Annotated in this window: 20 protein-coding genes and 1 pseudogene (1 of these 21 only partly in view); 10 read left to right on the plus strand and 11 right to left on the minus strand. The window is 73.6% G+C overall.

All coding sequences use genetic code 11. The features are described from left to right. Window positions 1-658 (plus strand): annotated as a pseudogene (gene yaaA, locus AB0B01_RS16235) (peroxide stress protein YaaA) (it extends 240 nt beyond the left edge of the window). Between the two features lie 78 nt (window positions 659-736). Here the strand turns inward: yaaA and AB0B01_RS16240 are convergent. Both AB0B01_RS16240 and AB0B01_RS16245 read right to left on the minus strand, forming a co-directional pair. Then, on the minus strand, window positions 737-1,486 hold the full coding sequence (locus AB0B01_RS16240) for a bifunctional DNA primase/polymerase (protein ID WP_361718505.1): 750 nt from the start codon (window positions 1,484-1,486) through the stop codon (window positions 737-739). Between the two features lie 245 nt (window positions 1,487-1,731). Continuing rightward, on the minus strand, window positions 1,732-2,349 hold the full coding sequence (locus AB0B01_RS16245) for a TetR/AcrR family transcriptional regulator (protein ID WP_361718508.1): 618 nt from the start codon (window positions 2,347-2,349) through the stop codon (window positions 1,732-1,734). Window positions 2,350-2,628: 279 nt separating this feature from the next. Between AB0B01_RS16245 and ddaH the strand changes: the two genes are divergently transcribed. Beyond that, window positions 2,629-3,438, plus strand: coding sequence for a dimethylargininase (gene ddaH / locus AB0B01_RS16250; RefSeq protein ID WP_361718511.1), 810 nt, complete (start codon window positions 2,629-2,631; stop codon window positions 3,436-3,438). A 13-nt stretch (window positions 3,439-3,451) separates the two neighbouring features. Here the strand turns inward: ddaH and AB0B01_RS16255 are convergent, their stop codons facing one another. Both AB0B01_RS16255 and AB0B01_RS16260 read right to left on the minus strand, forming a co-directional pair. After that, window positions 3,452-4,471, minus strand: coding sequence for a small ribosomal subunit Rsm22 family protein (locus AB0B01_RS16255; protein ID WP_361718514.1), 1,020 nt, complete (start codon window positions 4,469-4,471; stop codon window positions 3,452-3,454). Window positions 4,472-4,503: 32 nt separating this feature from the next. Further along, window positions 4,504-5,841 (minus strand): multidrug effflux MFS transporter, encoded by a 1,338-nt coding sequence (locus tag AB0B01_RS16260; protein WP_361718517.1) that lies wholly within the window; start codon window positions 5,839-5,841, stop codon window positions 4,504-4,506. 117 nt (window positions 5,842-5,958) lie between these two features. Here AB0B01_RS16260 and AB0B01_RS16265 point away from each other — a divergent pair, with 117 nt between their 5' ends. The 3 genes from AB0B01_RS16265 to AB0B01_RS16275 are packed head-to-tail and all read left to right on the plus strand — an operon-like array spanning window position 5,959 to window position 8,222. Further along, window positions 5,959-6,720: an SDR family oxidoreductase gene (locus tag AB0B01_RS16265; protein WP_361718520.1), complete on the plus strand. Its 762-nt coding sequence runs from the start codon at window positions 5,959-5,961 to the stop codon at window positions 6,718-6,720. A gap of 36 nt (window positions 6,721-6,756) precedes the next feature. After that, window positions 6,757-7,647 carry a PhzF family phenazine biosynthesis isomerase gene (locus AB0B01_RS16270; RefSeq protein ID WP_361718523.1) on the plus strand — a complete coding sequence of 297 codons (891 nt, stop codon included), beginning with the start codon at window positions 6,757-6,759 and terminating at the stop codon, window positions 7,645-7,647. Beyond that, window positions 7,644-8,222 (plus strand): GNAT family N-acetyltransferase, encoded by a 579-nt coding sequence (locus tag AB0B01_RS16275; RefSeq protein WP_361718526.1) that lies wholly within the window; start codon window positions 7,644-7,646, stop codon window positions 8,220-8,222. Before AB0B01_RS16270 ends, AB0B01_RS16275 begins: the two co-directional genes overlap by 4 nt. A gap of 76 nt (window positions 8,223-8,298) precedes the next feature. Here the strand turns inward: AB0B01_RS16275 and efeU are convergent, their stop codons facing one another. From efeU to efeO, 3 genes are read right to left on the minus strand one after another with little or no spacing between them, the layout of a single operon-like run. After that, window positions 8,299-9,162, minus strand: a complete 864-nt coding sequence (efeU, locus tag AB0B01_RS16280; protein ID WP_361718529.1) for an iron uptake transporter permease EfeU — start codon at window positions 9,160-9,162, stop codon at window positions 8,299-8,301. A gap of 27 nt (window positions 9,163-9,189) precedes the next feature. Beyond that, window positions 9,190-10,506, minus strand: coding sequence for an iron uptake transporter deferrochelatase/peroxidase subunit (efeB, locus tag AB0B01_RS16285; RefSeq protein ID WP_361718532.1), 1,317 nt, complete (start codon window positions 10,504-10,506; stop codon window positions 9,190-9,192). A gap of 26 nt (window positions 10,507-10,532) precedes the next feature. Next, window positions 10,533-11,681, minus strand: a complete 1,149-nt coding sequence (gene efeO, locus AB0B01_RS16290) for an iron uptake system protein EfeO (protein WP_361718535.1) — start codon at window positions 11,679-11,681, stop codon at window positions 10,533-10,535. Window positions 11,682-11,909: 228 nt separating this feature from the next. Between efeO and AB0B01_RS16295 the strand changes: the two genes are divergently transcribed. Further along, window positions 11,910-12,617 carry a PhzF family phenazine biosynthesis protein gene (locus AB0B01_RS16295; RefSeq protein WP_361718538.1) on the plus strand — a complete coding sequence of 236 codons (708 nt, stop codon included), beginning with the start codon at window positions 11,910-11,912 and terminating at the stop codon, window positions 12,615-12,617. A 109-nt stretch (window positions 12,618-12,726) separates the two neighbouring features. Here the strand turns inward: AB0B01_RS16295 and AB0B01_RS16300 are convergent, their stop codons facing one another. Continuing rightward, window positions 12,727-13,374, minus strand: a complete 648-nt coding sequence (locus AB0B01_RS16300) for a biliverdin-producing heme oxygenase (protein WP_361718541.1) — start codon at window positions 13,372-13,374, stop codon at window positions 12,727-12,729. A gap of 102 nt (window positions 13,375-13,476) precedes the next feature. Beyond that, complete coding sequence (gene map / locus AB0B01_RS16305; protein ID WP_356850195.1) at window positions 13,477-14,334, minus strand: type I methionyl aminopeptidase; 858 nt, start codon at window positions 14,332-14,334, stop codon at window positions 13,477-13,479. Between the two features lie 81 nt (window positions 14,335-14,415). On the opposite strand from map, the gene AB0B01_RS16310 reads away from it, so the two are divergent. Next, window positions 14,416-14,655, plus strand: coding sequence for a hypothetical protein (locus tag AB0B01_RS16310; RefSeq protein ID WP_361718544.1), 240 nt, complete (start codon window positions 14,416-14,418; stop codon window positions 14,653-14,655). A 51-nt stretch (window positions 14,656-14,706) separates the two neighbouring features. On the opposite strand, the gene AB0B01_RS16315 is transcribed toward AB0B01_RS16310, so the two are convergent. Beyond that, a complete protein-coding gene (locus AB0B01_RS16315; RefSeq protein WP_361718547.1) occupies window positions 14,707-15,312 on the minus strand; it encodes a hypothetical protein in 606 nt (201 codons plus the stop codon). 108 nt (window positions 15,313-15,420) lie between these two features. Between AB0B01_RS16315 and npdG the strand changes: the two genes are divergently transcribed. Then, a complete protein-coding gene (gene npdG / locus AB0B01_RS16320; protein ID WP_361718550.1) occupies window positions 15,421-16,125 on the plus strand; it encodes an NADPH-dependent F420 reductase in 705 nt (234 codons plus the stop codon). 157 nt (window positions 16,126-16,282) lie between these two features. Next, a complete protein-coding gene (locus tag AB0B01_RS16325; RefSeq protein ID WP_356850189.1) occupies window positions 16,283-16,474 on the plus strand; it encodes a hypothetical protein in 192 nt (63 codons plus the stop codon). Between the two features lie 220 nt (window positions 16,475-16,694). Here the strand turns inward: AB0B01_RS16325 and AB0B01_RS16330 are convergent, their stop codons facing one another. Then, entirely contained in the window at window positions 16,695-17,495 is an 801-nt protein-coding gene (locus AB0B01_RS16330) for a site-2 protease family protein (RefSeq protein ID WP_361718553.1), read from the minus strand. A gap of 61 nt (window positions 17,496-17,556) precedes the next feature. Between AB0B01_RS16330 and AB0B01_RS16335 the strand changes: the two genes are divergently transcribed. Beyond that, complete coding sequence (locus AB0B01_RS16335) at window positions 17,557-21,096, plus strand: BTAD domain-containing putative transcriptional regulator (protein ID WP_361718556.1); 3,540 nt, start codon at window positions 17,557-17,559, stop codon at window positions 21,094-21,096. Window positions 21,097-21,145 lie beyond the last annotated feature (49 nt).

A 21,145-nucleotide genomic window follows, 5' to 3' on the forward strand; every position in this document is an offset into this window, starting at 1 on the left:
TTTTATGATACGGCGACCCCCGAGATCTACCCCGCACTTTAAACACTCTTTCCCTCCCCGACGCTCTTCCGATCTGTCGGCGCCGGCCCGGCCGGCGGGGGAGGTCTACACCGGCGTGCTGTACGACGCGCTGGGCCTGGCGGAGCTCCCGGCCGAGGCGCGGGCACGGGCGGAGCGGTCGTTGCTGGTCTTCTCCGGTCTGTGGGGCGCGGTGCGGATCTCCGACCGGATCCCGTCCTACCGCTGCTCGATGGGCGTGAAACTGCCCGGGCTGGGGGCGCTCGGCGCGTACTGGCGCGGGCCCATGGCCGAGGTGCTCCCGGAGGCGGCGGGGCAGGGGCTGGTGCTGGACCTGCGGTCCGCCGCGTACGCCGCTGCCTGGAAGCCGAAGGGCGAGGTCGCGGGGCGCACGGCGACGGTACGGGTGCTGCACGCGCAGATGGTGGACGGGGTGGAGAAGCGCTCCGTGGTGAGCCACTTCAACAAGGCCACCAAGGGCCGGCTGGTCCGGGACCTGCTGGTGGCGGGCGCGGCGCCGGACTCCCCGGCGGAGCTGGCCACGGCGCTTCGGGACCTCGGCTACGTGGTCGAGGCCGAGGCCCCCGCGAAGCCGGCCAAGGCCTGGTCCCTGGACGTGGTGGTCAGCCAGATCCACTGAGGGGCGGCCGGCGCCCGCCCGGCGGGGGCGGGTGGCCCGGGCCCGCGCGGCCGCCGCCCGGCGGGCGGGAGCCCGGGGTCAGCGGCCGAGGGGCCAGGCCACCGTGGCCGGGGTCTGGTCCGCCGCGCCCGCGTACGCCGCGCAGGCGTCCGTCAGGGTTTCGAGCAGCGTGAGCGGGTCGGGGAGCGGGTGCTCCATGCCCCGGATCCAGGTGACGGCCAGGTCACCGGGCAGCGCGGCCGGCGGCACCAGCACGTAGCTGCCCCGGCAGTGCCAGCGCAGGCCCGGGTGCTCGTCCATCGTCTCGGGGTGGCAGTCCAGCTCGCAGGGCCACCACTCGTCCTCGTCCTCGGGGGTGCCGCGGGTGGCCGTGAAGAAGAGCATCCGGGCCTGGTCTCCGGTGCCGCCCGACTCCGCGACCGGCCCGAGCTCCACGCCGGCCTCCAGCAGCCGGGCGAGGGCCACGGCGCCGGCCTCCAGGGGGACGTCCAGCACGTCGTGGACCATGCCCGTCGCGGTGACGAAATTGGCCTGCGGCTGATTGCGCGCCCAGCGTTCGATCTGCGTCCGGTCGGTGGTCGACTGCGTCTGCCAGGCGAAGGAGAGCGGGTGCCGCGCGGGGGTGGGACAGCCGATCCGGTCGCACGAACACCGGTATCCGGCCGGGTGGGCGGCAGGGGCGAGCGGCAGGCCCGCCGCGGCGACGGACAGCAGAAGGGCCTCGCGTGCGCGGCCGGGATCCTCGGGGACGGGCTTCTGGCGGCGGCGCAGCCACTGGGAAATCCTGCTCTGCTCGCCGCGTTTGACGCGGCCGGACTCGGACCCCATCTATCCCCTCACCTCACGGTTGCCCTGGCAGACCGTCCCATGGTCCCACCATCCGGCGGCCCGTGTGACCGCACTGCCCGACCGGGGGCGGGGCGCAGGGGGTGAAGGCGCCCGGACCGCGGCCGGAATGAATCGGTCCGGTGGCGGGAAAGCGCCCACAAACCCCTAAAATTCCGCCACTTGTTCCCGGCCGCCGGCCGGCCGTCCGCCCGCCGGTGACCTTCGCCACGCTTGCTGTCGCGCCGTCAGCCCCGGACGCCGTCCAGCACCCGGTCCACCAGCGCGTCCGTGAACGCGTGCGTCAGCGGGCCCGTCCCCATCAGCCAGCGGTAGGTGAGCGGGCCGACCAGCATCTCCACGGTGAGGCGCAGGTCCGCGTCCTCCCGCAGCTGCCCGGCGTCCCGAGCCGCCCGCAACCGGGCCTCGTACAGGGCGAGCTGCGGCTCCAGCAGCTGCTCGGTGAAGCGGGCCGCCAGCTCCGGGTCGGTCGCCCCCGCCGCGGTCAGGGCGCGCGTGGGGGCCGCGTACTTCTCGTCGTTGAACTGGTCCACCGTGGCCCGCAGCACGTACTTCAGGTCGGCGGCGAGGTCCCCCGTGTCCGGGAAGCCGCTCCAGTCGCCCTCCGCCCCGGCGTCCTCCGCGAGCGCCAGGGAGGCGTCCAGCAGCACCGCGGCCTTCGAGGGCCACCACCGGTAGATCGTCTGCTTGCCGACGCCCGCGCGGGCGGCGATGGCCTCGATGGTGAGCCTGTTGTAGCCGACCTCTGCGACCAGGGCGAGGGCGGCATCGAGGATGGCCCGCCGGGAGCGGTCGCTGCGGCGGCTCGCGTCGGGGGTCTTCGGGGCGGGGGGCCGGCTGCTCATGGCGGCCAACATACCAATCGAGACGTCTCGTCTCAGGCCGGTCCCGGTCCCTCCGGCGGAGCGCACCGGGGGCCGTGCCGTCCGGGGTCCTTCGGTGGCGGCTGGGTCCGGCGGCGGGCGGGGCCCTGCGGCGGGCGGGGTCCCGCGGCGGGCACGCCCTGCTGCACCGTGCCGGTCCTTTGGTGTCCTTTCCGTAAACCACCCCGTCGGTGCACTGCGCGGTTCCCGGTGAGGAGAGACGATTCTCTTCACATCTCCGTGAGTCGTGAGGAGCCTTCTTTGCGCAGAGACGCCACACCCCGGCGCTACCTGATGTGCCCACCCGCACACTTCAAGGTCACGTACTCCATCAACCCGTGGATGGACCCCGCAAAACCGGTGGACCTGGCTCTGGCACAGGCCCAGTGGGAGGACCTCCGGGACCGCTACCGCGCCCTCGGCCACACCGTCGAGACGCTCGTACCGGATCCCGCACTGCCCGACATGGTCTTCGCGGCGAACGGCGCCCTCGTCGTGGACGGCCGGGTGCTCGGTGCCCGGTTCGCCTATCCGGAACGCGCCGCCGAGGCGGAGATCCACCTCGACTGGTTCCGGTCCCACGGCTTCCAGGACGTCCACGAGCCGTCCCATGTCAACGAGGGCGAGGGCGACTTCGCCGTCACCGCGACCTACATCCTGGCCGGCCGCGGCTTCCGCTCCAGCCCGCTCTCGCACGACGAGGCCCAGGAGTTCTTCGGCCGTCCGGTCATCGGCCTCGACCTGGTGGACCCGCGCTACTACCACCTGGACACGGCGCTGTGCGTCCTCGACGGCGACGAGGTCATGTACTACCCGCCGGCCTTCTCACCCGGCAGCCGGGCCGTGCTCAAGCGGCTGTTCCCGGACGCGTTGATCGCGGACGGGGAGAGCGCGGCGGCCCTCGGCCTGAACGCCGTCTGCGACGGCAGGAACGTCCTGCTGCCGCAGGCGGCGACGGGACTGTTCGCCCCGCTGCGCGAGCGCGGGTTCGAGCCGGTCCCGATGGACCTGGGCGAGCTGCTCAAGGGCGGCGGCAGCGTCAAGTGCTGCACCCAGGAGCTGCGGATGTGACGCGGGCGCCGGGTCAGCTGCCCGGCGGCCACTCCCGGCCCCAGTCGGCGTCCCGCGCCGCCTTGTAGAGGTCACCGTGGCGCTTGGTCACGGTGGCCCGGGTCAGCCCCGCCGAAGGACCCTCCGAGGGACCGCACAGGTCCAGCAGGACGAGCCCCTTCCGGATCTGCGGCTTCCGCGTGATCCGGAAGGGAGCCGGCTCCACCGGGAAGCGGGTCGCCGCCACATAGCTGAACTTCTCGTCCTCGTACGGGAGGGAGCCGCCCTTGACCTGGCGGTGCAGCGAGGACCGGCTCACCCGCGCCGAGAAATGGCACCAGTCCCGCCCGACCTCGATCGGGCAGGTGCCGTCGTGCGGGCAGGGCGCCGCGACCCGCAGCCCGGCCCCGATCAGCTGCTCCCGGGCCTCCCGTATGCGCAGGTACCCCTCGGGCGTGCCCGGCTCGATCAGGACCACCGCCTGTCCGGCGCGGGCCGCCTCCGCGACCACCGCCCGGCGGGCCTCGGGGGTCAGCTCGCCCAGCACGTACGAGACGGTGACGAGGTCCGCCTCGGGAAGCGCCAACCCGGCTCCGATGACGGCCCGGCGCCACTCGGCGCCGCGCAGCACCGCCGAGGGAGAGGAGGCGGCCAGCTCCCGGCCGAGCGCGAGCGCGGGTTCGGCCCAGTCCAGCACCGTGGTGGTCCGCGGGCCGTCCCAGGTGGTGTCCACCGCCCAGGTCGCCGCGCCGGTTCCGCCGCCCACGTCGACGTGGGAGCCCGGCACCCAGTCCGGAGCGGCCTCGGCGAGCCCGTCCAGGGCGGCCCGTACCGCCTCGAAGGTGGCGGGCATCCGGTACGCCGCGTACGCCGCCACGTCCGAGCGGTCCCGCAGGACGGGGGCGTCGGTGGGGGTCCGGCCGCGGTAGTTGGCGATCAGCCGCTCGACGGCGGCCGCGGCCTGCTTCGGCGGGAGCCCGTCGAGCAGTCCGCCCAGCGCGGAGCGGAGGGTGTCGGCGGTGGTGGGGGCAGAGGCCGAGGCGGAGGCGTTCACCACCGAAGTTTACGGCGCGGGGGACGCCCGGTTCACGCCTGCGCCGGGCCGGCCGCCGTGGCCGCGGACCCGCGGTGCCGCCAGGGGCGGCACATCCCCGCGAAGCAGCCCGCCGCCAGCAGCGAGCACACCAGCTGCACCACCGCCATCGGCACGGCCGTCCCCTCGCCCGCGATGCCGACCAGCGGCGAGGCCACGGCCCCGATCAGGAAGGAGGAGGTGCCGAGCAGGGCCGAGGCCGAGCCCGCCGCGTGCGGGGTGCGCATCAGGGCCAGCGCGTTGGTGTTCGGCAGGACCACGCCCATCGCCGACATCAGCACGAAGAGCCCGGCCGCGATCGGGACCAGCCCGACCTTCCCGAACATCCCGGACGCCATCAGCAGCAGGCCCACCGAGGCGGCCGTGATCACCGCGAGTCCGCCGGCCAGCACCTTGTCGAGGCTGACCCGGCCGACCAGCAGCTTGCCGTTGACCTGCCCGGCGGCGATCAAGCCGACCGAGTTCAGGCCGAACAGCAGGCTGAAGGCCTGCGGCGAGGCCCCGTAGATCTCCTGCACCACGAACGGCGAGGCGGAGATATAGGAGAACAGCGCCGCGAAGGCGAAGCCGCCGGCCAGGGTGTACCCGGCGAAGACCCGGTCGGCGAGCAGGCCCCGCATGGTCCGCAACGCGGAGCCCACGCCTCCGGTGTGCCGGCGCCCGGGCGGCAGGGTCTCGCCGAGGCTGCGCCACACCACGAGGGTCAGGACGAGCCCGACGGCGGTGAGGACGACGAACACCCCGCGCCAGTCGGCGAACCGCAGGACCTGGCCGCCGATGAGCGGGGCGATGATCGGGGCCGCGCCGGAGATCAGCATGAGGGTGGAGAAGAAACGGGCCATCTCGACCCCGTCGTACAGGTCGCGGACGACGGCCCGGGCGATGACGATCGCGGCCGACCCGGCCAGGCCCTGGAGCAGCCGGAAGCCGATCAGCAGCTCGGCGGTCGGCGCGAGGGCGCAGATGGCGGTGGCGAGGACGTAGACGGCCATGCCGGTCAGCAGCGGCCTGCGCCGGCCCCACTTGTCGCTCATGGGGCCGATGACGAGCTGGCCCACCGCCATGCCGGCGAGGCAGGCGGTGAGGGTGAGCTGGATGGTGGCGGCCGGGCTGTGCAGCGCGTTGGTGACCTGCGGCAGGGCCGGCAGGTACATGTCCATCGACAGGGGAGGCAGGGCGCTGAGCCCGCCCAGTATGAAGGTGACGAGCAGTCCCGTGCGGCGCGCCGTGGTCGCGGAGGCGGAAGCGGTGTCCGGAGTGGAGGATGTCTCGGAGGGTGTCTCGGGGGACGGCTCGTGCGAGGGGGCCGTCGAAGGGCCTCTCTCCGACATGGGACTCCTGTCTGTTCGTCAGGCATTTCGTCGTCTTTTCGTACCCCGGCCGACCCATGCTCTCAGCTATCGGAACGTCCGTGGGCGAATGGCGTATGTGACGTACTCTGCGGCCCCATGAACGCACCTGGGAAGAAGACCGCCGTCGTGACCGGGGCCGGATCGGGCATCGGCCGCTCCGTGGCCCTCACCCTCGCGGGGGCCGGCTGGTCGGTGGCCGTGGCCGGCCGCCGCATCGAACCGCTGGAGGAGACGGCCCGGGCGGCCGGGCCCGACGCGGACGTCCTCTGCGTACGGGCGGACGTGAGCGATCCGGACGACGTGGACGCCCTCTTCGCCGCGGTCCGCGAGCGCCACGGCCGTCTCGACCTCCTCTTCAACAACGCCGGCACCTTCGGCCCGGCCGGCGTCCCGCTGGAGGACCTCGGCTACGAGGCATGGCGCTCGGTGGTCGATGTCAACCTGACCGGGGCGTTCCTGTGCGCGCAGGCGGCCTTCCGGCAGATGAAGGAGCAGGACCCGCAGGGCGGCCGCATCATCAACAACGGCTCGATCTCCGCGCACGTGCCGCGGCCGAACTCGATCGCCTACACGGCCACCAAGCACGCCGTGACGGGCCTGACGAAGTCCCTGTCGCTGGACGGGCGGCCGTACCGGATCGCGTGCGGCCAGATCGACGTCGGCAACGCGGCCACCGAGATGACCGAGCGGATGCAGACCGGGATCCTCCAGGCCAACGGGCAGCTCGCGGTGGAACCGGTGATGGACGCGGCCGACGTGGCGCGGACGGTGCTGCACATGGCGGAGCTGCCGCTGGAGGCGAACGTGCAGTTCGCCACCGTGATGGCCACGGCCATGCCGTACATCGGACGCGGCTGAGGGAATGGCGCTGGGCAGGGCGCAGTTGAGCCGATCATGAAGACTGAGACGACGGCCGCTCTGACGGCAGAGGTACTGCGCTACACCGCGTTCTCCGGCGACCCCTCGGGCGGCAACCCCGCCGGCGTCGTGCTCGATGCGAGCGGGCTGGACGACACCCGGATGCTGGAGATCGCCGCGGAGCTCGGCTACAGCGAGACGGCGTTCCTGACCGCCCCGCCCGCGACCGGGAGCCTCGGCGGGGCCCCTGGCCGGGCCTTCACGCTGCGCTTCTTCAGCCCCAAGGCCGAGGTGTCCTTCTGCGGGCACGCCACCGTGGCCACCTCCGTCGCGCTGGCGGAGCGGCTCGGCCCCGGGGAGTTCGTCTTCGCGACCCCCGTGGGCACGGTTCCCGTCTCGGTGACCGCCTCCGAGGAGGGCCTGCGAGCCGTGCTGACCAGCGTCGAGCCGCACACCGAGGACATCGACCCGGCGGACCTGGCCGAGGCGCTGGCCGCCCTCGACTGGCCGGCGGCCGACCTGGACCCGCGGTTCCCGCCCCGGATCGCCTACGCCGGGGCCCGCCACCTGGTGCTCGGCGCCGGCAGCCGGGCCCGGCTCGCCGACCTCGCGTACGACTTCGCCCGGCTGGAGGCGCTGATGCGGAGCCTGGACCTGACCACGGTCCAGCTCGTGCACCGGGCGGGCCCGGCCCTGTTCGACGTACGCGACCCCTTCCCGGTCGGCGGGGTCGTCGAGGACCCCGCCACGGGGGCGGCCGCCGCCGCGTTCGGGGCGTACGCCCGGGAGCTGGGCCTGGTGCCCGAGGAAGCGGTGCTCACCCTGCACCAGGGCGAGGACATGGGCCGGCCCGGGGTGCTCACGGTGGAACTGCGGGCCGGTGACCCGCGGGTGCGCGTGGGCGGCCGGGCCGTCCGCATCGGATGAGCCGCGGCGGGCCGCCGCCGGGGACCGCGGTGCTCGCCTACGAGGAGGCCGCGCTGCCGCCGCCGCTGGCCGCGCAGATCGCCGCCCTGGAGGCACAGGCCTGGCCCGGCGCCACCCCGGGCCACGATCCTGCGCTCGCCCCGCGGGCCATGGTGCTGCTGGACGGGGCCGGGGCGGTGGCGGCCTCGCTGGCGCTGCTGTTCAAGGAGATCCGGCACGCGGGGCGGACCTACCGGGCGGCCGGGCTCAGCGCGGTGGTGACCCGGGAGTGCGCGCGCGGCCGGGGGTACGGGGGCGCCCTGGTGGCTGCCGCGCGGACGGTGCTGGCCGCCGATCCGGCCGTCGACCTGGTGCTGTTCAGCTGCGACCGGCCGCTGGTCCCCTTCTACGAGGCGGCCGGGTTCGTCCCGCTGCCAGGGGCCGTGCTGGTGGGCGGGACGCCCGGGGAGCCGCTGGCCACCGACGCCCCCGGCTTCGACAAGCAGGTCATGGCTGACGTCCGGGGCGGCGAGGTGTCCGCCTTCGCGGGGACACGGATCGCGCTGTATCCGGGCCCGGTCGACCGCCTGTGGTGACGGCCCGGAACGCCGACGGGGCCCGGACCGAGGTGATCGGTCCGGGCCCCGTGGCGAGGAGCGTGGCGGACGGTGCTCAGGCCTTGTGCGGGGAGTCCGCCGGTGCGCCCGCTGCCACGGCCGGCGCGGGGGCCCTGCCGACGAACCGCTGCACGCCGAGGAAGAGCAGCAGGGTCGGCACGAGGTAGAGCGCCCACACCCCGACCTGGAGCCAGGTCGGATCCGGCTGGAAGTTGAACGTGCCCTTCAGCAGGGTCCCGTACCAGCTGTCCGGCGGGATCGCCGCGCTGACGTCGAAGGCCTTGTTCATGAGGCCGGGCAGGAACTCGGCCTCCTGGAGGTCGTGGACCCCGTACGCGAGCACGCCCGCGGCCACCACGACCAGCATCCCGCCGGTCCACGTGAAGAACTTCGACAGGTTGATCTTCAGCGCGCCGCGGTAGAACAGCCAGCCCAGCAGGATCGACGACCCGATGCCCAGCAGCACGCCCACGAGCGGCCCCGCGCCGTTCCCGGCGGCGTGCACCGACCGCCATACGAACAGCGAGGTCTCCAGGCCCTCCCGGCCGACGGCGAGGAACGCCGTGGTCACCAGGGCGCCCGTGCCCATGGCGAGCGCCGCGTCGAGCTTGCCGTGCAGCTCGCTCTTCAGATGCCGCGCGGTGCGCTTCATCCAGAAGACCATCCACGTCACCAGGCCGACCGACACGATCGACAGGCTGCCGCCGATCGCCTCCTGCGCCTGGAACGTCAGCTCGGAGGTGCCGAATTCGAGCGCCGCGCCGAAGGCGAGGCTGAGCGCGGCCGCGAGGCCCACGCCGAGCCACAGCGGCGCCAGCTTGTCCTTGTTGCCGGTCTTCACCAGGTACGCGATGAGGATGCAGACGACCAGACTGGCCTCCAGCCCCTCGCGCAGGCCGATCAGATAGTTGCTGAACACGTCGGTTCCTTCCTTCGTCCTGCGGAACTACGCGAACAGCGCCCGGCCCCACCAGTCGTCCTTGTCGCGGACGCCCGGCGGGACGGCGAAGACGGCGGAACCCACATGCTGGATGTACTCGTTGAGGCCGTCGTTCTTGGCCAGGTTGCGCTGGATCGGGATGAAGCCCTTGCGGACGTCCCGCTGGTAGGCCAGGAAGAACAGGCCCGCGTCGAGCCGGCCCAGTCCGTCCGTGCCGTCGGTGAAGGAGTAGCCGCGGCGCAGGATCGTCGCACCGTTGTTGGTGTCCGGGTGCGCGAGGCGGACGTGCGCCTCCGGCTTCATCGCCTTCAGGAACGGCTCGTCGCGCTCCTTGGACTTGCCGACCGGCGCGCCCTCGGCCTTGTCCCGGCCGAAGATGTCCTCCTGCTCCTGGAGCGGAGTGCGGTCCCAGGTCTCGATGTGCATCCGGATCCGGCGGGCGACCAGGTAGGAGCCGCCGGCCATCCAGGCCGAGCCGCCCTTGGCCTCGTCGGACACCCACACGTGCTTGTCGAGGGCGGCGCTGTCGGTGCCGGAGATGTTCCGGGTGCCGTCCTTGAACCCCATCATGTTGCGCGGGGTCTGCTCGTCCGGGGTGGTCGAGGAGGTCTTGCCGAAGCCGAGCTGCGACCAGCGCACCGCCGTCTTGCCGAAGCCGATGCGGGCGAGCTGGCGGATCGCGTGCACCGCGACCTGCGGGTCGTCCGCGCAGGCCTGCACGCAGAGGTCGCCGCCGCTGCGCGCCGGGTCCAGGTTGTCGCCGGGGAACAGCTCCAGGTCGACCAGGGCCTCCGGGCGCCGGTCCTCCAGGCCGAAGCGGTCCTTGGCGAAGAGCGAGGGGCCGAAGCCGATCGTCAGGGTCAGCCGGGAGGCCTTGAGGCCGAGCGCCTCACCGGTGTCGTCCGGCGGCGCCTCGGGGAGGCCGCCGACGGCGCCCTCCCCGACGGGCAGGCCCGCGGTCATCCGCTCGGCGGCCCGGGTCCAGTCCTTGAGGAGCTGGACGAGCTCGGCCCGGTCCTTGGTCTTCACGTCGAACGCGGCGAAGTGCAGCCGGTCCTGGACGGCCGAGGCGATGCCGGCCTGGTGGACGCCGTGGAAGGGCACCGCGGCGCCGCTGAGCGCGGCCGGCACCGGGTCGGTGGCGGAGGTGAGCGCGGCGACCGTGCCGCCCGCCGCGGCGGCGCCGAGGGCGAGCCCGGCGCCGCCCCAGCCGAGCAGGGACCGGCGGGAGGGCCCGGCGGCGGCTCCCGCCTCGGCGGCGTGCGCGGACGCGTGCGCGGGCGCGGACGCGGCCTCGGTGGTCGTGCTGGTGTCTTCGGACATGGCGGGTACCCCTGCTACGCGATGCGTTACTTGGCGACGGCGGCGGCGAGCTTGGACAGCGGCTCACCGAGGGCGCTGACGGCGTCGGACAGCTCCTTGCGCTGGTCCTGGCCGACGGTCTCGTACGAGGCGAACTCGTAGGTGTTCTTGTCGGCGCGGTACTTGTCGAGCAGCGTGTTCATCGCGGCGAACTGCTTGTCGAGCTCGGTGGCCAGCGCCGGGTCGTTCTTGGCGGTGACGGGCTTCAGCAGCTCGTACGCCTTCTGCGCGCCCTCGACGTTGGCCTTGAAGTCGACGAGGTCGGTGTGGCTGTAGCGCTCTTCCTCGCCGGTCACCTTGCCGCTGGCGACCTCGTCCAGGAGCTCCTTGGCGCCGTTCGCCATGGAGGTCGGGGTGATCTCCGCCGTACCGATCTTCTTCTGCCACTCGGTGACGTCGGTCATCAGCTGGTCGGCGAGCTTCTTCTCCTCGTCGCCGATCTTGTTCTCGGCCCACAGCGCCTTCTCCAGGCGGTGCCAGCCGGTCCAGTCCTTCGCCGGGTCCTGGCCGGCCTCCAGGCCGTCCTCGCGGACGTCGATCTTCGGGTCGATGTCGCCGAAGGACTCGGCGACCGGCTCGGTGCGCTCCCAGCCGATGCGGGAGGGGGCGTAGGCCTTCTTCGCGGCCTCGACGTCACCGGCCTTGACCGCGTCGACGAACGCCTTGGTCACGGGCAGCGACTCGTCGGCCTGTGCCTGCACGTACTTGCGGTACTCGGCGACGGCCGCGTCCAGTTCGGGGCTGCGCTTCTCGGTGCCGCCGCTGCCGGTCGCCTTGACCTTCTGGCGGATGCCGTCGCCCTTCATGCCGGGCTTGCAGGCGATCTCGTACTCGCCCGCCTTGATCTCGGCGGTGATGGAGGCCTTGGTGCCGGGGCCGATGTTCTCGCGCTCGGCGACGATCCGGTCGTCCGGGAAGAGGACGTAGACCTCGGTGACCTTCGCGCCCTTGTTCTCGACGTCGATGGTGACCTTGCCCGCGGGGAATTCCGTCTTGGAGACCTCGCACGCGCTGTCCGAGGCGGCGACCTTGACGGCTTCGCTGCCCGCACCGCTCTTCTCGGCGCATCCGGTGACGGCGGTGAGCGCGGCCACCGCGGCGGCCGCGGTGAGGACGGTGAGGCGGGCGGGGCGCATGTGGGCTCCTGGCGGGTCTGGCGTTCGACAGACGACCGCCCCGATCAGGAGGGGCGGCCGGTGAGGCGGACCTAACTTAACCGAGGCTTACCTGACCCATGCCCGCGCGTCCAGTGATTCAGCACACACCTACGACCCGCGGACACGGGCCCGTCACGGCCCCTCCAGGTCCACCCCATGGGAAGGTAAAGCACTGGTCAAGTTCGGCAGCCGTGCTTGAATGCCCGGGTGAACGATCTCGATGTGCTCAAGGTCTTCTGCGCGGGTGACGGCAGCCACGGCAACCTGCTCGGCGTCGTGCGCGACGGCCGGACCTGCCCCGGCGACGAGGCCCGCCAGGCCCTCGCCGCGGAGCTCGGCTACAGCGAGACGGTGTTCGTCGACGATCCCGAGCGCGGGATCGTGGACATCCGCACTCCCGGTACGCGCATGTCCTTCGCGGGCCACCCCCTGGTCGGGCTCGCCTGGCTGCTGGACATCGAGGAGCTCCAGCCGCCCGCCGGCTCCGTATGGGCGCGCGACGACGGGGAGTTCACCTGGATCACCGCCCGCGCCGAATGGGTCGAGGGCAAGCGCACCGAGCAGTACGCGAGCCCCGCCGAGGTCGACGCGCTGCCGGCGCCGCCGCCCGGCGAGGGCTGGCTGTACGCCTGGGCCTGGGAGGACGAGGCGGCGGGCCGGATCCGCGCCCGCGGCTTCCCGCGCCGCGCGGACGGGATCGTCGCGGAGGACGAGGCCACCGGCTCGGCGGCCATCCTGCTGACGGCCCAGCTGAACCGCGCCCTGAACATCACCCAGGGCGCGGGCTCCCAGATCCTCACCGCCCCCGGCCCGGACGGCACGGTCGAGATCGGCGGGCGAGTGCGGTTCGCCTCCCTGCCGCAGGCCCGGACGGACGTCGGGGCGGGGACCGGGGACGGCTCCGCCCGGAGCTGACGGCGTACGCGGGTGACCGTGTACGCACGGGCGCGGTAGACCGTTCACACGGATACGCGGTTGACCGGGGACGCGCCGGGCGCGGCCCCCGCGGGCCGGCCGGGGCTGCTCAGGCGCTGAGCGGGAACTCCCGGCCCAGCTCGCGGAAGACGGCGCCGTTGTACTCGAAGGCGCGCTTGCACTCCTCGATGATGCGCTGCTTCTCCAGGTCGTCGGCGGCGATGGCGTCCAGCAGCTCCCGGTAGGACCGCTTGAAGGCCGCCGGGTTCGCGATGTCCGCGAAGACGTAGAACCGGACGCCGTCGCCCTTGCGCGCGAAGCCCCAGGTCCGCTCCGCCTTGTCCCGGATGATCTGGCCGCCGGAGAGGTCGCCCAGGTAGCGGGTGTAGTGGTGCGCCACGTACCCGCCCGGCCAGGTGGCCGCGCAGTGCGCGACCCGGGCCGCGTACGCCCCGGTCGCGGGCAGCGCCGTCAGGCCCTGGCGCCAGCCCGGCCCGCGCAGGTGCGCGAGATCGCGCTCGATCTCGGCGAGGCGCATCAGCTCGGGCCGTATGAAGGGGCCCGCCACCGGGTCGTCGCGCAGGGAGTCGGCCCCGTCCTCCAGGGCCCGGTACACGAACCAGAGCTGCTCGGTGTAGCGCGCGTACGCAGCCACCCCGAGCCGGCCGCCGAGCAGGTCGCTCATGAACGTCGAGGCCTCGGCCTCGGTGTGCTGCTCGTGCGAGGCGACACGGATGGCCGTGGAAAAGGCGTCCAAGGAGAACCTCCGGGAGCACATGGGCTTGGGCCCTCAGCCCATGTGTTCCCGACAGGCTGTCGGCAAAACGCGTGCGGGGTGACTTCTCGTCGCCGGGCGGCGCTACGGCAGGGTGAGGATCTCGGCGCCCGTGTCCGTGACCACCAGGGTGTGCTCGAACTGCGCGGTGCGCTTGCGGTCCTTCGTGACGACCGTCCAGCCGTCCGCCCACATGTCGTACTCGTGCGTGCCCAGCGTCAGCATCGGCTCGATCGTGAAGGTCATCCCCGGCTCGATCACCGTGGTGGCGTGCGGGCTGTCGTAGTGCGGGATGATCAGGCCGGAGTGGAAGGACGAGTTGATCCCGTGCCCGGTGAAGTCCCGGACCACCCCGTAGCCGAAGCGCTTGGCGTACGACTCGATGACCCGGCCGATGACGTTGATCTGGCGGCCCGGCTTGACGGCCTTGACGGCCCGGTTCAGGGCCTCGCGGGTGCGCTCCACCAGCAGGCGCGACTCCTCGTCCACGTCCCCGCACAGGTAGGTGGCGTTGTTGTCGCCGTGCACGCCGCCGATGTACGCGGTGACGTCGAGGTTCACGATGTCACCGTCGCGCAGGACGGTGGAGTCGGGGATGCCGTGGCAGATGACCTCGTTCACCGAGGAGCACAGCGACTTCGGGAAGCCCCGGTAGCCCAGCGTCGACGGGTAGGCGCCGTGGTCGCACATGTACTCGTGCGCGACCCGGTCCAGCTCGTCGGTGGTCACCCCGGGGGCGATCAGCTTGGCGGCCTCCTCCATCGCCTGGGCGGCGATGCGGCCGGCGATGCGCATGGCCTCGATCGTCTCGGCCGACTGCACCTCCGGTCCGGTGTACGGAGTGGGCGCGGGCTTGCCCACGTACTCGGGCCGACGGATGTTTCCGGGGACGGAACGGGCGGGAGAGAGCTCGCCTGGTACGAGCAGCGACTGGCCAGACATGCAAGCGAGTGTATCCAGCGGCGATGGGGCAGGCTGGCGGCAGAGAGCGCAGCGAGCGGCACTGAGAGGAGCCTGACGGCGATGGCCCTGTTCAAGAAGCGTCAGACCGGCAAACCGGGCGAGTGGTACTACTGCCTGGTGCACCAGAAGGTCGAAGAAGGCCCCGAGTGCCCGGCGAAGGACCGTTTCGGCCCGTACTCCACGCCCGCGGAGGCCGCCCACGCCATGGAGACCGCGCAGGAGCGCAACCTCGAATGGCAGAACGACCCCAAGTGGAACGACGCGTCCCGCGAGGAGGACGAGGGCACGAGCGCCCCGTAGCCGTAGCCCTGGTAGGCGCCGTAGCCCTGGTGGGCGGAGGGGAGCCGCCGGTCACCAGCGGTTGGGCGGCGGGGCGGTCAGCTGGTCGGCCAGCCGCGCCAGCCGGTCCCGCAGCTTCCGCGGCCCCCGCTGCACCGGCAGGCTGTTCTCCCCGGCCGCCGCGCTGACCAGGTGCTGCACCGTGTCCAGGTCCAGCTCCGCGACGCCGGCCGGCACCGACAGACCCTCGTGCGCCAGCGCGGCCAGATCCGGATCACCGCCGTCCAGGGACAGTACGGTCGCCCCGGCGCGGCGGGCGTCGTGCACCCGCTCCAGCAGCCCGGCCCCCGGCTGCTCCGGAGCCACCACCAGCAGCGTGTGCCCGCGCCGGGCCGCCGCCAGCCGGCTCAGCCCCACCGAGAGGTGCGGCGGCTCCCCGGGCCGCACGTGATGGCGTACGAGCGTGGGCGCCAGCTCCGGCAGCCCGCACCAGGCGGCCTCGTCCACCAGGTGCGCCGCCAAGTGCCAGGGCTCGTACTGCTCGGTCCCCACCAGCAGCAGCTTCCCGCCGGCCGGTACGACGGAGCTCCGCAGCGCCCCGGCGAACCGCCGCGCCGCTCCCGGCCACTGCGTACCGGCGAGCACCTCGCGCAGCAGCGCGACCCTGACGGCATCCATACCGGCATCCTGCACCAGGCAACGGACATACAGGAGCGGTTCCGTCCTCTTCGACTGTTCGACTCGCGGCGTCCCGGTCGCGGCGTTCCCGGCATTACCCTCGCCCCCATGACCTCCACAGACAGCACTCAGAAGCCCGCCGCCAAGGACCCGTGGGACCTGCCGGACGTCTCCGGGCTCGTCGTCGGCGTCCTCGGCGGCACCGGTGACCAGGGACGGGGCCTCGCCTACCGGCTCGCCCGGGCCGGCCAGAAGGTGATCATCGGCTCCCGCGCCGCCGAGCGCGCCCGCACCGCCGCCGACGAACTGGGCCTCGGCGTGGAGGGCTCGGACAACGCCGAGTGCGCGCGGCGCAGCGACATCGTGATCATCGCGGTGCCGTGGGAGGGCCACGCCAAGACCCTCGAAGCCCTCCGGGAGGACCTCGCGGGCAAGCTCGTGGTGGACTGCGTCAACCCGCTCGGCTTCGACAAGCAGGGTGCGTACGCCCTCCAGGTCGAGGAGGGCAGCGCCGCCCAGCAGGCCGCGGCTCTGCTCCCGGACTCCCGGGTGACGGCGGCCTTCCACCACCTCTCGGCGGTCCTCCTCCAGGACGAGTCGGTGGAGGAGATCGACACCGACGTGATGGTCCTCGGCGAATCCCGGGCCGACACGGACATCGTCCAGGCCCTGGCGGCCCGTATCCCGGGCATGCGCGGCGTCTTCGCGGGCCGCCTCCGCAACGCACACCAGGTGGAGGCCCTGGTGGCCAACCTGATCTCCACCAACCGCCGCTACAAGGCCCACTCGGGCCTGCGCATCACGGACGTCTGACCCACCCGCCGGCCCCCGAAACCCCGCCCCGCCCTGCCCGGCCCCCCGAACCCCGCCGTGCAGGGCGCCGGCGTCCGGCTTTTACGGGGGCACGGCGGGGGATGGGAGACACTGGAGGGGCTTGACCCCGTTCCGTGTCGCCGAGGAGCTGTGCCCCATGCCCCGCCTTGCCGTGTTCGCCCTGGTCGCCTGTGCCCTGTCCGTGGCCGCCGCCGTCGTCGCTTTCGTGGAGGGCAGCTTCTTGGGCATCGTGTGGGTGCTGATGGCCGGGGTCACGTCCAACATGGCCTGGTACTACATCCGCAAGGCGAAGGCCCGGAAGGCGGCCGGCTCCGCGCGCACGTCGTAGGGGTCCACGCGCGCCACGCGCCCCCTACAGCCGCCGCAGGTGGGTGGCGTCCTTGAGCTTCGAGAGGGCCCGCCCGAGTGCCGGACCTGCGGCCGGCGTCAGGAGAAGACCCCCGCGCCCGGGCCACATCCCCGACCGGAAGCGCCGGACCGCCGTCTCGGCGTCCTGCGGTGTCGGCGCGTAGACGAACGCGATGGCCAGCGGGGTCGGCCGTCCCCGCTCAGTCCTGCGGGACGGCGCAGAAGCCGTTGGTGTCCTGCCAGAAGCGGTAGAAGTCGCGGCCGCAGAAGGTGTCCAGGTCGGACACGCCCAGCGTCGACAGCAGGTCGCGGACCACGTCGAAGAAGAAGCCGTTCACCTCCGGGATCCACAGCAGCGCGAAGACGGCGATCAGCCCGAACGGTGCCAGGGGCGCCACCTCGCGGCGGATGCGGTACGAGAGCCAGGGCTCGATGATGCCGTAGCCGTCGAGGCCGGGCACCGGCAGGAAGTTCAGGATCGCCGCCGAGACCTGGAGCAGTGCGAGGAAGGCCAGCGCGAAGCGGAACGGCTGGGGGACGCCGTCCAGGGCGTTCAGCCAGAACGGGGCGGTGCACACGACCGCGAAGGCCACATTGGTCAGCGGACCCGCCGCCGAGATGAGGCTGTGCTTCCAGCGGCCCCGGATCCGGTCGCGCTCGATGTAGACCGCGCCGCCCGGCAGGCCCAGCCCGCCCATGATCACGAAGATCACCGGCAGGATGATGCTCAGCAGCGCGTGCGTGTACTTGAGCGGATTCAGCGTCAGGTAGCCCTTGGCGCCGACCGTGAGGTCGCCGGAGTGCAGGGCGGTGCGGGCGTGGGCGTACTCGTGCAGGCACAGCGAGACGATCCAGGCCGACGTCACGAAGAGGAAGACGGCCAGACCGGCGCTCGCCGCGTACCCCGTCCACACCGCCCAGCCCGTGACCGCCATGACGGCGACGATGCCGAGGAAAACGGAACTGATCCGCCGTTCACTGCGATTGCCCTGATGACCCATGCGGCGAAACCTACCCCGGGCCGTGAGCCGTACGGGATGCGGGGCCGGGGACAATGGGCCCGTGCGCTACGCGATTCTCGGCACCGCCCAGGCCATCCACGACGACGGGACCACCGTCGCCGTCGGCGGAGCGCGCCTGCGGGCGCTGCTGACCGCGCTCGCGCTGCGGCCCGGGCGGGCCGTTCCCGTGCACCTGCTCGTCGGCGAGGTGTGGGACGCGGACCCGCCGACGGACGCCCCGGCCGCCCTCCAGGCGCTGGTGGCCCGGCTGCGGCGGGCCCTCGGGCATGCGGCGGTGCGCTCCGCCGAGGGCGGGTACCTGCTGGTCGCCGCCCGCGACGACGTCGACCTCTACCGGTTCGAGCGGCTGGTCCGGGCCGGCGCGCAGGCCGCGGACCCGGCCGAGGCGGCCGCCCTGTACGACGAGGCCCTCGCGCTGTGGCGCGGCCCGGCGCTGGCGGACCTGCCGGATCCGGCCGCGGAGGCCGCGCGTTGGGAGTCGCTACGGCTGGACGCGCGCCGGGGCCGGCTCGCGGCGGCCCTCGACCTGGGCGAGGCGGAGCGCGCCCTGCCGGAGCTGACCGCCCTGTGCGCGCAGCAGCCGCTGGACGAGCCGCTCCAGGTGCTGCGCGTCCGGGCGCTGCGTGACGCGGGCCGGCCCGCGGAGGCGCTGGCCGCCTACGACGCGGTCCGCCGCGGGCTCGCCGACCGCCTGGGCACCGACCCGGGCCCGGCCCTCCGAGCCCTCCACCGCGAGCTGCTGACCCCGACACCCGTGTCGGCCCCCGACCCGGCCCCTGACCCGGCCCCGCTCCCGGTCCGGGTCCCGGACCCGGTCCCGATATCCGCGCCCGCCGTCTCGACCGACCCGGCGGCCCCGGGCGGGGCGGCTCCCGCTGCCCAGGCGGCTCCGGGTCAGGCGGCGCTGGGCTCGGCGGCTCCCGGCGCGGCGGCAACCCCCGGTCAGGCGGCGCCCCGCGCGGCGTCCGCAGCCGGCCAGGCCGGTCCCGGGCAAGGGGCGTCGGGGGAGGCGGGGTGGCTCGTTCCCCCCGGCCAGGGGAACCTGCGGGCCCGGCTGACCACCTTCGTCGGGCGGGAAGAGGACATCCGGGTCATCGGCGGCGACCTCGCCCGGGGGCGGCTCGTCACCCTGCTCGGCCCCGGCGGGGCCGGCAAGACCCGGCTGTCGCAGGAGGCCGCCGAAGCCCACGCCCGCGCCGGGGCGGCCTGGCCCGACGGGGTGTGGATGGTCGAGCTGGCTCCGGTCGACGACCCCGAGGACGTCGCCGAGGCCGCGCTCGCCGCGCTCGGCGCCCGCGAGACCAAGCTGCGCGGCGCCTCCGCCGAGGAACTGCGGGCGCTGACCGAACGCCCCGGAGACCGCCCGCTCGACCGGCTCACCGAGCACTGCGCCCGGCTGCGGCTCCTGCTGATCCTGGACAACTGCGAGCACGTGGTGGGCGCAGCCGCCGAACTGGCCGAGGAACTCCTCGCGAGCTGCCCCGGCGTACGGATCCTGGCCACCAGCCGGGAACCCCTCGGCGTGCCCGGAGAGTTGCTGCGCCCGGTGGAACCGCTGCCCGACCCCGTCGCGCTGCGGCTGCTCGGCGACCGCGGAGCCGCCGCCCTGCCGGGGTTCCGGGTCGCCGACGACCCCGACGCCGCCGCGGAGATCTGCCGCCGCCTGGACGGCCTCCCCCTCGCCATCGAGCTGGCCGCCGCCCGGCTGCGGCTGCTGACCCCGCGCCAGATCGCCGACCGGCTCGACGACCGTTTCCGGCTGCTGACCAGCGGTGCGCGTACCGTGCTGCCCCGCCAGCAGACCCTGCGCGCGGTCGTCGACTGGTCCTGGGAGCTGCTGGACGCACCCGAACGGGCCGTGCTGCGGCGGCTGTCCGTCTTCGCCGGCGGCTGCGACGCGGCGGCCGCCGAGGCCGTCTGCGCCGACGGCGACGCCCCGGACCCCGTCCACGCCCTCGACGTCCTGGACGTCCTCGGCTCCCTCGTCGACAAGTCCCTCGTCGTCGCCGCCCCCGGCCCCGACGGCGCGGGCATGCGCTACCGGCTCCTGGAGACCGTGGCGGAGTACGCGGGGGAGCGCCTCGGCGAGGTGCCGGGCGACCGCGAGGCCACCGAGCGCCGCCACCTCGTCCACTACCGGGAACTGGCCCGCACCACCGAGCCGTTGCTGCGCGGCCCCCACCAGCGGGCGGCGGGCGAGCGGTTCGCCACCGAGCACGAGAACCTCCGTACCGCCCTGCGCCGCGCGGTCGCCGCCCGCGACACCGACGAGGTGCTGTGCCTGATCCACTCCCTCGGCTGGTACTGGATGATGCACGACCTGCGCGCCGAGTCCCGCCACTGGGCCGACGCGGCGGCCGCGCTCGGCCCCGACCCCTTCGCCGCGCCCGTCGTCCCCGCCGAGCCGGTGTACGCGCGGCTCATCGACACGCCCCCGCCGTACGAGGGGGAGCAGCTGACCGAGGCCTGGCGCGGCATCCGCCTCATCCAGCTCGCGGCCCGCGACCAGACCAGCGAGAGCTGGACCTGCCCGTCCATCCGCCCCTGGATCGAGGGGATCATCGCCGCCTACGCGCCGGGCCTGCCGCAGACGTGCTGGGCCCCGGGCTCGATGTGGATCTTCGCCGTGATGATCGCCGGGGAGGTGGACCTGCTGCGGCGGGCCATCAACGCCACCGTCGACACCTGCCGCGAGCTGGAGCACCGCTGGGAGCTGGCCGCCATCCTGCAGATGCGGGCCAACATCCTGGCGAACCGGGCCGACTGGGCGGGCGACGCCTCGCGCGACGCCGACGAGAGCCTGGCCCTGTTCATCGAGCTCGGTGACGACTGGGGCTGCGCCGAGGCCCTGTCCGCGCGTGCCGAGGCCCGGGAGAAGCGCGGCGAGTACGCGCTCGCCGCGCAGGATTTCCTGTCCGCGATCAAGTACGCCGAGCGGCTCGGCGCCCCCTCCCAGGTCACGGTGCTGCGGGTGCGCATGGCCGGGGTCCTCGTCGAGAGCGGCCGCGTCGCCGAGGCGGAGGCCCTGCTGACCGAGATCCTGAGCGTCCCGCGCTCGTACGGCAACGAGGCGCTGCCCGCGGCCCGGATGTTCCTGGCCGGCTGCTACGGCCGCACCGGCCGCATCCCCGAGGCCCGCGCCCAGCTCCAGACGCTGCGCGAGGAGTTCGCCTTCGGCGCGTACGCCATCTTCGACGGCTTCCTGCTCGGCACCATGGCCTGGTTGGAGAACCAGGAGGGCAAGCACACCGAGGCCCTGGAGCTGCTCCGGCAGGCCCTGGTCAGCGCCCAGGACCCGCTCGCCGTCATGGTCGCCCCGCAGCTGCCGGCCGTGTACCTGATGACGGCGGCGCTGTCGCACGTGAGTCTCGGCGGCCGGGAGCAGGCGTACGACGCCGCGCGGCTGCTCGGCGCGTACCGGACGCTGCTGCCGCCCCACCACTTCCCGGTCACCACGGAACGCGAGGACGCCGCCCGGGCCGAGGAGTTGGCCCGAGCGGCGCTCGGTGATGCCGCGTACGAGGCGGCGCATGCCGAAGGCGGCGGCCTCACCCTGGAGGAGGCCACCGCCCTCGTCTGATCCGGCCCCCGTGCGGGGACCGCCCGGGACGCGATCCGCGGCGGTCCGC

It is taken from the genome of Streptomyces sp. NPDC044571 (genome assembly GCF_040647115.1).
Classification (GTDB): Bacteria; Actinomycetota; Actinomycetes; order Streptomycetales; family Streptomycetaceae; genus Streptomyces.